We start from the raw sequence: 12,452 nt of genomic DNA, 5'->3' as shown, positions 1-12,452 counted from the left end.
AATCCTTTCCTATCGAGTAACTGTCATCAAGATCGATTGCGGATCTATATGACATTCACTTGTAATTGAAATATCTGAAAATTCATCTGTATTTGTAATAAGAACCGGAGTGACAAGAGAGTACCCTTCCTTACAAATCAGTTCCATATCAAATTCTAAAAGCTTCTGTCCTTTCGTTACGCGATCTCCTTCTTTGGCGAATGGACGGAATCCCTTTCCTTCCAACTGTACCGTATCCATTCCGACATGGATCAGCAATTCCACTCCGTCGTCCGTTGTCATCCCGATTGCATGACCTGTCGGAAAAAACACAGAGATTGTTCCGTCTGCCGGTGCATACAAAACTCCTTCTTTCGGGTCAACTGCCGCTCCAAGTCCAAGCGCTCCCGATGAAAAAGCTTCGTCCTGAACATCTGAAAGCGCTATAACTTCTCCCTTCAACGGACTGCTTATTTTCTCTGTTTTCCTTTCTTTCCTGTCAATCTTATCCGATTCATTCTTATCAAACTTCTCAATCTTACCGATCTTATCTTCTTTCTCTCTATTCTTTTTCATATCAATTTCGCCCGTTTTTCCGGTCTTCTCATCGTGGTAAAAGATCATCGTGAGAACAAAACCGACAACCATGGATATTGCAATTCCGATAAATGCTACGATAATATTTCCGTTTGTTCCGTCAGGATTGATCATATTCGGAAGTTCAAAAATTCCCATGCCACCGAGAATGAATTTACGGAAATTAAAATGTCCGTAAAATGCTCCGCCGATTCCTCCTGCAATACAGCTTATGATAAACGGTTTTTTTAGCGGAAGAAGCATACCGTAGATCGCCGGTTCTGTTACACCGAAAATACCGGAAATAAAATTCGGAATCGCCATCTCTTTTATCTTTTTATCTTTTGTTTTGAAAAACATCGCAAGCACTACTGCCGATGTAGCGAATGTACAGGCGAAAAACGGCATCATAACATTGTCGTATCCCAACGTCTGCACATTATTAATATAAACCGGAATAAATCCCCAGTGCATTCCGAAGATTACCAAAATCTGCCATGTAAATCCTACGACCGCGCCTGCAAGAAGCGGACTAAATTCCCTGATCATAAGCGTAAATTCAGAGATCAGCGTAGATCCAAAGGTTGCGACCGGTCCGAGGAAGATCATTGCAACCGGAAGAGTTACAAGTAAAGTCAGCATCGGCACAAAGAAAAACTTTACAAGATCCGGCACAAACCGATTAAATAATTTTTCACACTTCGACGCAAACCATACAGTCAGTATGACCGGGATCACCGTTCCCGTATAATCTACCGAAATGACCGGAATTCCGAAAAAGTCTATATATACCGGAGATTGGAACAGCGTTCCTTCCAAAACGGTCGTTACAGCCTCTGCTCCTGCCGACAATGCAGATAACTGGATACCCGGATAGCACATTGCCGCTCCGATTGCAAGACCGAGCATCGGTTTTAACTGAAATTTCTTAGCTGCTGTATATCCAAGGAACAGCGGCAAAAAGGTAAACAACGCATCGCCTGCCGCATTGATAATCATATATCCTCCGCAATCGGCAGAATACAATCCAAGTGTAACGAATAATGTGTTCAGACCTTTCAGCATTCCGCAGGCAGCCATGATCCCTAAAATAGGCTGAAAAATACCGGACACTACATCGATGGCACGATCCAGGAGCTTCCCTGATTTCTTTGTTTCCGCAGACGCTTTATTCTCGTTCAAATCGAGCAGCGCCATCACATCTTCAAATACTTCCGGCACATGATTTCCGATCACAACCTGATACTGACCGCCGCTTTTCATTACAGTCACAACCCCGTCCATCTTTTTCAGAACATCGTCTTTTGCGATACTTTCATCCTTTAACGTAAATCGAAGTCTTGTGATACAGTGAACAAGTCCTGTTACGTTTTCTTTTCCGCCGACATTTTTTACGATATCTTTTGCCAGCGTCTCATACTTTCCCATTTCTTTTCCTCCTATAACTGTTTTTTGATAGTTAGAAAATAACATATGTCTTTCTTTCATACAATTCGCACAAGCCGGATTGTTTCAGCGTTTCAAAAATCATGAAAAAGAACCGCTGCTTTTTGAAACAGCGGTCCAAATTTACTCATTTTTCTCTTTTGTATGATACGTTTCATCCCAAAGCAGACTTAAATGATTCAACATTTCCATAGAGGATCTTGCATGTTCTTCATATCGCTTTGACAACAGAAGCGCGAAAAAAATATCAAGAATATAAGTCGCTCCCGAAAAAGAAGTAATCACATCCAGGCTTAGCAGCGCGTCCCTGTTCGGAATCTCCACAATCTCATGACACCATTTCTTAAGTTCTGTATGATAAGGACCTGCAATTCCGACCACATAAGTTTCTGTCGCCTCCCTTAAATATTTTGCCATACAGATCACCGTATGATTTGATCCTGTCAGACTGATCAAAAAAGCAATGTTTTTCTTGTGCTTACGCGCCGCCAGATAGTGAGAATTAATACTTTCGTATGCCGAGCATTCCAACCCGAGCGTACTGATTTTAAACGCCGCCGACTGTGCAAGTATATAACTGATCCCTGTTCCGTAAATATCGATGCACTCTGCTTTTTGCAATACTTGACTGATCCGTTTCATACTGTTTTTATCTAAAGAAAGTCTTGTATTCGTCACCGCTTTATCATAGAGCGCCGGAAGTGTTTTTACGATATCGTCATATGTACTTTCGGCAGTCACCGGCTCGTTTGCAAGCAGTTGATCGATCCGCTTTTTTTGATTGATCTCGGCAGTAAGAGTAATTTTCAAATCTTGAAAACCATTTAACCCAAGCTTTTGACTCAGCCTCACGACTGTTGCCTTACTCGTGTAAGACGCTTTCGCCAGTTCTCCTGCCGACAGTTCCGAAATCTGATCTAAATGACTTAAAATATACTCCGCTACATCTTTTTCATGAGCCGTAAAATTTTTATGTTCCTGCAATTTTTCTAACAGCATTATTGTGCATAGCTCCCTTCACCTCAAATTCATACAAGTAAACGTCCTCCAATGTCGGAGCGGCTTCCCTGATCTCATCATACCCTTCCGGACGCTTCTGTGTCACTACGCGAACGATAATCTGTCCGTCTTTTCGGAACAGATTACTTATTTCAAACTTTTCTTTCACTTCTTCCAGCTCCTGCTGCCCTACACTCATTTCAAACACTTTTCCCTGAATCTTTGCCTGTAATTGTTCGGGACTTGCCTTATCGATCAGCCGTCCGTTTTTCATCAGAAGAATTTCTTTGGAAATGAATTCGATATCTGATACAACATGAGTTGCGATCAAAACGATCCGATCCTGACTCAAATCCGAAATAAGATTACGGATGCGGATACGTTCTTTCGGGTCTAATCCCGCCGTCGGCTCATCGAGGATCAATATCTTCGGATCGTTTAAAAGCGCCTGCAAAAGAAGCACTCTCTGTTTCATTCCTCCTGACAGTTCCTTGATCTTTTTACGTTTCACCTTGTCAAGATTTAACAAAGGAAATAAAAGCTCCATCCGAGCGCGGATTTCCTTTTTCTTCATTCCTTTCAGCGTTCCCATATAAGCGAGAAATTCAGTCACTGTAAACGTTTCGTACAACTGTTGCTGCTGTGGCATATATCCGAGCGATTTTCTGTAAGCCGCGCCCCATTTCAAAATATCTTTTCCGCCGCACAATATTCTCCCCGAATCCCGAAGGAGGTTATCTGTCAATATATTCATCAGCGTGCTCTTCCCTGCCCCGTTTGGTCCGAGTATGCCATAAATTCCGTTTTCAAACGTCGCGTCAAAATTTTGCAGGGCTTTTTTCTTCCCATAGCTTTTACATAATTCCCGAATCTTAATTTCCATCCCTGCTACCTCCTGTTCTCATAAGCACGATATAAAACATATCCTGCCGCAAATGAAAGCGCTCCCCAAAAGATCACGATTTCCAAAATAAGTACAAGCCAGTTTCCTTGTAAAATCTGATGCCCGTCCAAAAGACTGTTCAGACTAAGATAATGTACGATCGGAACTCCGCCCCATTCAATGAGCAGCGGACCGCCGAACAAAAGAAGCGAAAGTATCATCGTCATCGTAGAGTCTTTCAAAACGACGGACAATGCCATCGTACTAAATACAATGACAAACAATGTCACAAGCTGCATAATCATCAGCATCAAAACGTATCCGAAGATCGAACAATTTATAACCGACTGTCCCGCAAACATCATCGAACGCACCTTTGCGCCCCAACATTCCAGCGGATACTCCCCGACAACTTTTAATATCGCCGGAATCTTGACTAAAACAAAGATCACCGCTGTAATTCCGAATGACACGCCAAGCTTTTTTAAAAATAATTCTTTCCGCCCCCGCTTCGTACTGCGAAGCAGGTTCATTACTTTCAGATCATATTCCGTTCCGAGAACGCCGGATGCGCTGTACACCGCAGCGATCACACATAAAAGAATCCCGATCAGACGTTCCTTCACCGCCTTATCTCCGAACAAAAGCTGATAGCCTTTTTCATAAACCAACTCCTGTTCATTGACTCCCTTTCCCTGATTATTTGACATAATGTACATCACCTGACTGTACGCCTCGGAAAATCCTTCATGAGCATACTTGTTTTCTTCCTGCTTCTGAACAATCTCAACGGCAGTCAGATCTGAATTTTCCGGAGTCATAGAATAGATCTCTTCAAATCGTTTGCGCTCCTCATTGAAGTATTCCACTTTTTCTTCTGTCATCTTTCCCTGCTGATCGGTCATATAAAACTTATAGTATTCTTCCTTGATATCCCTGTATGTCGGAATAGAATTCCCGACAAGAACGGCGCCGTACATGACCGCGATACATACCCATATCGCACGGTTTGAGAAAAGACATTTCACACTTTCGTAAAAATATAATTTATCCGAAATAAAACCGATCCGACTGCTGTTTTTTCTCTCCCTTCTCCATCTTCTCTTTGTTTTGGCACATCGGAAAAACCTCCGCACATTTCCCAAAACAAAAAGAACAAGTACTACCGGAAGAACAATCCGAAATACAGTCATCGCATTGACCGGATTGTCAAAAAAGTCTAAATTATGGTATTTAGAAAACAGCGGATACACTTTCATATATTCCGCCAGATTAACGTATTTGAACACGTCCGCATAAGACACCGACGGAAGAAATGCAGACAGCATATACTCTGCAATTCCGACCGCTCCGATTCCGATCATTGCGCCGGACGGTGTCTCTGATTTTTGAGCAATCCATATCATTCCTAATATGATCACATAGCAGACTGCCATCTTGACGATCAGATATAAAAATAAAAACATTCCTACGGACATCATATACGGACTTTCGTACATCGTAGTTACCGACTGGATCGGACGAGAGAGGTCACCAAAGCCATATTTCTGCCACGCATAAAGATAATCGACTCCGTAAAACAGAAGAACGAGCAGCGCCGTCACACATGCCGCCACTGTCAGCTTTGCCCCGATCACAGAGCCTCTCCCTCGATAACAGGATCTCAGCAAAGGATATAGTTTATTTTTCTTTTCATCCAACACAAGAAAATACACTGTCACCGCAAGCATAAAAACGATGCAAAGATCTGTAAATTCTGCTTCTGTGGCAAAGATCACTCCGTCCGATACATCACTCTTTAGTTTCAGTCCTTTCAGTTTCTCATACGCATCCGGGGTAATCTGTGCATTTCGATAAGCAAACGTTCCTTCATTCGAGAAAATAGCGCTGGACATACTCGCGCTTTTTTCCTTGATCTCCTCAAGATATTTGTCGTATCGGTTGACCTGTCTGTACTCCTGAAAGATTTTGTTGTACAACATCTCTTCTGCATATTCATTCCCCGTATAAACAGGAACTTTCTTTTCCGGAAGCTTCTCGATCCACTCTTTACGCTTTTCTTCCGGCTGTGCCTTCAAATCTGCGTAAATCTGTTTCACCGCTCCTGCATCGTACATCTCCATCTTCATTTTTTCAGACAGCGTCCAAATATTAAAAAGAAAAAACACCGAGCACAAAAACCAAAAATAGCGGAATGCACGAAACTTTTTCCATTCATACATTACAGATTTCATCCGATCCCTCCCCTCCGGCAAGGTTTTTTTGTTTCTCTTACTCTTCAGTTACAATATTCCCCGCCGAAGAAACTCTCGGCGTATAAATCACTTTCATTTCACCTGTTTTCCCAAACAGATCTTCTTTCTCAATATAGGCGTCGTACATGAGAAGATCTCCTTCAATTTCTTTTTCGCCGATATATTTTTCCTGATATGTAAAATAAACTCCGTCTTTCGTTATATCGTTAATTCCACTAAGCCACGCCTGATCTGTCGGAAGTCGGTCTGACAGCTTCAGATTACTGATTCCTTCCTCATTTTTTACATATAATTCATTTTCCGGAAATGCCCGAAACAAAATTCCTTCTTCACTTACACCTTCTACAGTGACTTTTTCAGCGCCAACTTCTTCCGCCTGAACAATTTTTTCATTTTCCTTTGAATCAATATGATAGCAATAGAGAGACTTTCCTTCATCACCGATATAATAGAAACCCTTCCCATCCTGCGTCACTTCAACACGCTGATAATCAACGGTATTCAACGAGATTTCAGTCAATGTTCCGCTCTCATAATCAAATAAGTTATATTGTACTCCGTCATCTTTCACTACAGCACACACTTGATACTCTTTCGTTCCTCCAAGCATAAGAATATGGCTTACATCTTCCAGCTTTACAATTTCCGTCTGCTCCAACGTGTCAAGATTCAGACGATTCAACGAACAATTTGATCCCATTGCCTGTCCGCTTTGCGCCTGTCCGTCTTCCTGTTCCGCCAGGATTTTATTTTGTAATTCACAGTAGGTATAGTACATATTCTCATTTAAAATCACTGCCGATTCTAACATATCTCCCGAAGAAAACGTACCGACTGTTTTCGGGTTACTCCCATCCATATGTGAAGCGATCAACTTACCTTCTCGATTATCTACACTCTCGATCCGATATAGTTTCTCTTTATACGGAAACATATACGAAGAAGAACAAACTGCATTGCATGTCGTCTTTTCATCTTCATATACTGATAAATGGCGGCAGTTCGGCTTTCCGCATACCGGTATACTTGTCTGTGTCTCATAATCCGTAAAATACATCAATCCGTCATGTACCGAAAAACTCCCCTTCTCCGTTTTCGTCAGAATACCGTCTACTTCCATGTAATCAGATTGAAGCTGATTCTCGGAAGATGGTTTTTCCGTCTTATCCTCTGATGAACAAGCCGACAACCCTGACGATAAAAGACAAATACTCAAGACTGTTCCTGCTAATAGTTTCTTTTTCATATCCGTTCTCCCCTGCTCACACGCTTAACGCTTAACAGTTAATTCTCACATTCTCATTCTTGTGCCCCGATCACATTTCCATCCTCATCCAGCGGATAACCTCGGCTTGTCATCCTCGGTTCGATAAGTACTTTTACATTGTTCTCATCGCTTAGCAAATCTTCCCAACTGATGTATCCATACCAGTTAATCTGATCCATATCTAAATACTGCGTATACTCAAATCCCAGTCCTTCCTCGTTTTTAAACAACATTCCGTTTAAAACAAAGTCTTCTTTTAATAATTCTTCTGACAGCGAAAGTTGTCTCAACTTTCCACTGTCTGCTTCCTTCAAAAACAATCTTTGATCTTCTCCGTACCATATCTTAAACAAAATTCCTTCTTCACGGACATCCCACAGACTAAGAGAAAATACATCTTTTCCATATGCAGCTTTCGCTTCCTCTTTGCTTACGAAAACCTCATTTTCTCCTGTTTCAAAATGATACCTATACACAGCTGACGGATAATCGATCCCACTATTATAATAAAATCCCGTTTCATCTGCCCCTATAATCCTTCCGGGGATATCGTACAGAGAAATTTCTTTCGATACCTCTTTCTTGTAATCAAACTGATAACAGGTAACCCCATCCTCCCCTTTTACTGAATAAATCTGATAATCTTTCGTTCCTCCTAGAAATTGAATAGAAAAAGTGCCTCGTTCTCTGCAAATCTCTCTTGACTTCATTGTATCTAAATCCAACATACACATTACCGTTTCCAACTCCGGTTCTGCCGCCTCTTCCTCTCTTAACGCCACATCTTTCAGATAAAACATCTGATCTTTCACTACAACACCTTCGTGAAAACTTTCTTCTGCCTTAATAAACATTCCTTTTGATTTCCAGTTGCTTCCGTCCAAATCAGATACAACCAATTCACTTCCGCCATCAGCAAGAGACCGAAAACCGTATAGTTTTCCTTTATAAGGAAATAAGTTCCAAATATCAGTATTTGCCGCATTGCACTTCGTATTACGATCCTCCATCCACGATATATGACGACAATCCGGCTTGTTGCAGATCGGTACTGCATTCATTGTTTCAAAATCCACATAATACAATAATCCGTTTATAACGCCAAAATATCCTTTCTCTACTGTCGTGCCAACTCCTATTTCCATATAATCAGATTGAAACTTATCAGATGCGGTAGTTTTCTTTTCTTTCCCACATCCGATCATACCAATACATAAAATTAGTACGAATACAAATGATATAAAATGTCTTCTTTTCATAATGGTATTTCCCCCCTGATTACTATTTTGGGTCCTTGTTTAGGATGCTTGCAATACACCAATACAATGCCATGAGTGATACATTAATAAAAAGCGCCACTCCTTCGGATATAACATCCATGCGATCTAAAGCAAAAATTATCGTAGCTAAAACAACACAGAAAAATAGAATTACTCCTAATAAATGCTTCTTCTTCATGACTTTGTTCTCTCCTTCCTTTTCATCCAATAGATAACCTAAATCTGGCAACTTGGGTTCAATAAATACTTTTATATTATTCTCCGATCACATTTCCCTCCTCATCAAGCGGTTTTCCCCCACCCGTAAATTTTGTTTCAACGAGTGTCTTTATATTATTCTTTCCGGCTAGTAAATCTTCCCAGCTAATATATCCATACCATTCGATATTATCCGAATCTAAAGATTGCAAATAAGAAAAACCAATTCCGTCTTCCGTTCCAAACATAAAACTATTCAATCTAGAATTCTTTTTCGGCAAATTTTCTTCCAAGTAAAGTCTTTTTATTTCTCCACTTTTTGATTCTTTCCAAAACACGTCCCCCTCTTTTTCATCCACTAAATGAAATAGAATTCCATCTTCGCGAACATCCCATATTATTAATTGTAGATACTCTTTTCCAAATGCTGCTTTCGCTTCCTCTTCACTTATACAAATTTCATTTTCACTGGTTTCAAGATCGTGTTTATATACTTCTTTCGGATAATCAATTCCACTATTATAATAAAATCCTGTCTCATCTGCTTTTACAACAGACTGTGTTCTGTTTTTCAAAGAGATTTCTTTTGACTCCTCTTCATCATAGTCAAACTGATAGCATTTGATTCCATTATCTTCTTGTACTGAATAGATCTGATAATCTTTCGTTCCTCCTAAAAATTGAATAGAAAAAACACCCTTTTCTCTGCGAAGTTCTTTTAGTTCCATCGTATCAAAATTCAATACGCACATTACTGTATCCGTTCTCATTTCTGTGATATGATCTTCGGGTCTTACCACTACATCCTTTAAAAAAAACATCTGATTTCCCACGACAACCCCGCCTTGAAAAATTTCTTCGGCTGTAATAAACATGCCCTTTGATTTCCAGTCTCCCCCATCTAAATCAGATACGACCAATTCACTGCCGCCATCAGAAAGAGAACGAAATCCGTATAGTTTTCCTTCATACGGAAATACTGTACTAATATCTATATTTGCCGCATCACATTTTGTATTACGATCTTCTTTCCATGATATATGACGACAATTCGGCTTATTACAAATCGGTATTCCCTCCATCGTTTCAAAATCAATATAATATAAAAGTCCGTTTATAACTCTAAAATCCCCTTCCTCTACTGTCGTACCACCCCACACTTCCATATAATCTGATTGAAATTTATTAGGTGCGGTAGTTTTCTTTTCCTTTCCACATCCGCTCATTCCAAAGCACAAGATTAATACAAATACAAATGATATAAAACGTCTTCTTTTCATAACGGTATTCCCCCTTGATTACTAAAAATCAATCATATACAGTAAGGCTGTTTTATAGTCTTTTTCACCTTAAGTCTTTTAACCAGATCTCTCTGTTAATTATAAATCAAAGCTATGCATTTTACTATAAAACAGCCTGAATATTTAATTTTCCTTAAATGAAAAACTAAATTCCACCATCATGCTGAATTTAGTCTTACTCTCTTCTTCTATATCCTATATTATTTTAGTACCTTCTATCCGCAGTAGAAAAGAGGTACTTATGTGTAAATCTATCCCTGGAAATCAAAAGCATATGACAATGGATCAGCGTATTATAATTGAAAAAAGGTTGGATCAAGGAAACTCCCTCCATAGCATTGCGCTACAGTTAGGAAAAGATCCAACCACTATCTCCAAAGAAATTAAAAAGCACCGCACTATTCAGGAACATAGCCACTTCAATGAATCAAAAAATAAATGTGCTCTAATAAAAGACTGCAAAAAAAAGAATATCTGTGAAATCTATGCTCCGATATGCAAAAGAATGTGTAAACTCTGCAACCACTGTAATTCCCATTGCGATGATTTCATTCCTCGCAGTTATCATTGTTCCAAACTAGATAAAGCTCCCTTTGTATGCAATGCTTGCAGTAAAAAAAGCGGATGCCGTTTGGATAAGGCTTATTATAGAGCCACGATTGCTCACAGGGAATATCGAACCGTTCTGATTGAATCGCGAACTGGTATCAACATTTCTCCTGAAGATTTGATAAGGCTGGATGAACTGGTTTCCCCACTGATTATGCAGGGGCAGTCCCCTTACATGATCCTACAGAATCATCCGGAGATCCCTTACTCAGAAAAAACGCTTTACAATTACATTGAATCCGGAGCTTTGAGTGTTAAAAATATCGATCTGCCTAAAAAAGTAAAATATAAGCTCCGTTCTTCCGGCTCTTCTGAATTAGTTGATAAAACAATCTATGAAGGTCGTACTTACAAAGACTTTCAGGCATTTTTAAAAGAGTTCCCGGATACAAGAGTTACTGAAATGGATACCGTTCTCGGCTGTGAAGGTTCCCACAAGGTGTTACTCACTTTCCACTTTTCCGAATGTTCTTTTATGATGGCGTATCTTCTTGACAGCAAAGAATCCGATCATATAAAAAATGTATTTGACTCCATTGAGCATGCGATTGGAACCTTTTCTTTTGCCTCTGCTTTTTCGCTGATTTTAACGGACAGAGGCGGTGAATTTCAGATTCCGGATGCATTGGAATGTGGTGAAGACAACCTGATTCGGACAAGTATTTATTATTGTGATCCGATGTGTTCCTGGCAAAAGCCGCATTGTGAAAAGAACCATGAATATATCCGAAAAATATGCCCGAAAGGAACATCCTTTGACGATTACTCGCAAAAAGAGATCAATCTGATGATGAGCCATATCAACAGTACTCCAAGACAAAGCCTTGGTGGATTGTCGCCTATGGCTCTTGCAAAAATCATGCTCCCACATGAACTTTTAAATTTTTTTGCTCTCACTGAAATACCGGCAGATGAGATCGTATTAACGCCTGCATTATTGAAAAAATAAAACCAGATAATAAAACAAATCTGCGGATAAAGGCTCCATATCACACATACCAGACAAGTGGAATTTAGTCTTACAGAGCAGATTCCAGTTGTCTCATTAGCATACATTTTTATTGCAGAAAAGCATTTATTATCTGGTTAAATTCCACTTTAAAGGATTTGACACAATTCGTCAAACCCTAAAATATCGAATTTAGTCTTCTGTATGGAATTTACTTTTACATATGGAATTTACTTATTCACTCAACCAATATTTAATTTTTAATCATTTTTTATACCCAACTATATATTAAGAGCTGCGCCTAAATACCTGTGCCTAAAAATTTTTAAATTTAATTTATGGATATGCTACTAAATATGCTTTGACACCACCATTTTCATGCAAACTTTCTGCCTTTCCAATATCCCATCCATCAGGAGCATAAACGCTCGCCGTACCGCCCCCAGAAACCGCTGTCATTGGAATCAGTTGGTTTGCACTTCCACCTGTAGCATAACGATAAGGATAAATAGTTGTTTTCGGATAACTTCCAGCCGTCATCGCAGACGCTTTTCTAACTGATACTTCTAGTGAAATCGGATACCCTAAAAGCGTTCCTTCTGCATTTCCCGCATACACACTTGTTCCACTTGCCAACACCAACCCGCATGTCAACAATGCCGCAATTCGTTTCATTCTCTTAGTCATGTTCTTGTCCTCCTTTTTAATCT

General features: G+C 39.8%; 10 protein-coding genes. 1 reads left to right on the top strand and 9 read right to left on the bottom strand.

The window, feature by feature from the left end; all coding sequences use genetic code 11:
• Positions 1 to 9: 9 nt before the first annotated feature.
• The 8 genes from RUMTOR_RS08645 to RUMTOR_RS08615 form a co-directional block, all read right to left on the bottom strand.
• Positions 10 to 1,983 carry a beta-glucoside-specific PTS transporter subunit IIABC gene (locus RUMTOR_RS08645; RefSeq protein WP_009320951.1) on the bottom strand — a complete coding sequence of 658 codons (1,974 nt, stop codon included), beginning with the start codon at positions 1,981 to 1,983 and terminating at the stop codon, positions 10 to 12.
• Positions 1,984 to 2,124: 141 nt separating this feature from the next.
• A complete protein-coding gene (locus RUMTOR_RS08640) occupies positions 2,125 to 3,000 on the bottom strand; it encodes a MurR/RpiR family transcriptional regulator (RefSeq protein WP_004847101.1) in 876 nt (291 codons plus the stop codon).
• Positions 2,972 to 3,883: an ATP-binding cassette domain-containing protein gene (locus RUMTOR_RS08635; RefSeq protein ID WP_004847099.1), complete on the bottom strand. Its 912-nt coding sequence runs from the start codon at positions 3,881 to 3,883 to the stop codon at positions 2,972 to 2,974. Before RUMTOR_RS08635 ends, RUMTOR_RS08640 begins: the two co-directional genes overlap by 29 nt.
• Before the next feature lie 5 nt (positions 3,884 to 3,888).
• Complete coding sequence (locus RUMTOR_RS08630) at positions 3,889 to 6,117, bottom strand: ABC transporter permease (RefSeq protein ID WP_004847098.1); 2,229 nt, start codon at positions 6,115 to 6,117, stop codon at positions 3,889 to 3,891.
• A 37-nt stretch (positions 6,118 to 6,154) separates the two neighbouring features.
• Entirely contained in the window at positions 6,155 to 7,384 is a 1,230-nt protein-coding gene (locus RUMTOR_RS08625) for a hypothetical protein (RefSeq protein ID WP_004847096.1), read from the bottom strand.
• 53 nt (positions 7,385 to 7,437) lie between these two features.
• The gene (locus tag RUMTOR_RS08620; RefSeq protein WP_004847095.1) at positions 7,438 to 8,664 is read right to left on the bottom strand and encodes a hypothetical protein; all 1,227 of its coding nucleotides are present in this window, start codon (positions 8,662 to 8,664) and stop codon (positions 7,438 to 7,440) included.
• 22 nt (positions 8,665 to 8,686) lie between these two features.
• Positions 8,687 to 8,863 carry a hypothetical protein gene (locus RUMTOR_RS13170; protein WP_004847093.1) on the bottom strand — a complete coding sequence of 59 codons (177 nt, stop codon included), beginning with the start codon at positions 8,861 to 8,863 and terminating at the stop codon, positions 8,687 to 8,689.
• Between the two features lie 76 nt (positions 8,864 to 8,939).
• Positions 8,940 to 10,163: a hypothetical protein gene (locus RUMTOR_RS08615; protein ID WP_022003152.1), complete on the bottom strand. Its 1,224-nt coding sequence runs from the start codon at positions 10,161 to 10,163 to the stop codon at positions 8,940 to 8,942.
• Between the two features lie 181 nt (positions 10,164 to 10,344).
• Between RUMTOR_RS08615 and RUMTOR_RS08610 the strand changes: the two genes are divergently transcribed.
• The gene (locus RUMTOR_RS08610) at positions 10,345 to 11,742 is read left to right on the top strand and encodes an IS30 family transposase (protein ID WP_242647671.1); all 1,398 of its coding nucleotides are present in this window, start codon (positions 10,345 to 10,347) and stop codon (positions 11,740 to 11,742) included.
• Between the two features lie 336 nt (positions 11,743 to 12,078).
• Here RUMTOR_RS08610 and RUMTOR_RS08605 read toward each other — a convergent pair whose 3' ends face one another.
• Positions 12,079 to 12,429, bottom strand: coding sequence for a hypothetical protein (locus RUMTOR_RS08605; RefSeq protein WP_009243409.1), 351 nt, complete (start codon positions 12,427 to 12,429; stop codon positions 12,079 to 12,081).
• Positions 12,430 to 12,452: the final 23 nt, after the last annotated feature.

Origin of the sequence: [Ruminococcus] torques ATCC 27756, from assembly GCF_000153925.1 — a bacterium.
Classification (GTDB): Bacteria; Bacillota; Clostridia; order Lachnospirales; family Lachnospiraceae; genus Mediterraneibacter; species Mediterraneibacter torques.
This window is presented reverse-complemented; position numbering and strand designations above follow the sequence as displayed.

Coding starts and splice junctions, on each gene's coding strand:
- RUMTOR_RS08635 (WP_004847099.1), bottom strand. CDS start 3,883: ATGGAAATTAAGATTCGGGAATTATGTAAAAGCTATGGGAAGAAAAAA.
- RUMTOR_RS08610 (WP_242647671.1), top strand. CDS start 10,345: ATGCTGAATTTAGTCTTACTCTCTTCTTCTATATCCTATATTATTTTA.
- RUMTOR_RS08620 (WP_004847095.1), bottom strand. CDS start 8,664: ATGAAAAGAAGACATTTTATATCATTTGTATTCGTACTAATTTTATGT.
- RUMTOR_RS08605 (WP_009243409.1), bottom strand. CDS start 12,429: ATGACTAAGAGAATGAAACGAATTGCGGCATTGTTGACATGCGGGTTG.
- RUMTOR_RS08625 (WP_004847096.1), bottom strand. CDS start 7,384: ATGAAAAAGAAACTATTAGCAGGAACAGTCTTGAGTATTTGTCTTTTA.
- RUMTOR_RS08630 (WP_004847098.1), bottom strand. CDS start 6,117: ATGAAATCTGTAATGTATGAATGGAAAAAGTTTCGTGCATTCCGCTAT.
- RUMTOR_RS08640 (WP_004847101.1), bottom strand. CDS start 3,000: ATGCTGTTAGAAAAATTGCAGGAACATAAAAATTTTACGGCTCATGAA.
- RUMTOR_RS08615 (WP_022003152.1), bottom strand. CDS start 10,163: ATGAAAAGAAGACGTTTTATATCATTTGTATTTGTATTAATCTTGTGC.
- RUMTOR_RS13170 (WP_004847093.1), bottom strand. CDS start 8,863: ATGAAGAAGAAGCATTTATTAGGAGTAATTCTATTTTTCTGTGTTGTT.
- RUMTOR_RS08645 (WP_009320951.1), bottom strand. CDS start 1,983: ATGGGAAAGTATGAGACGCTGGCAAAAGATATCGTAAAAAATGTCGGC.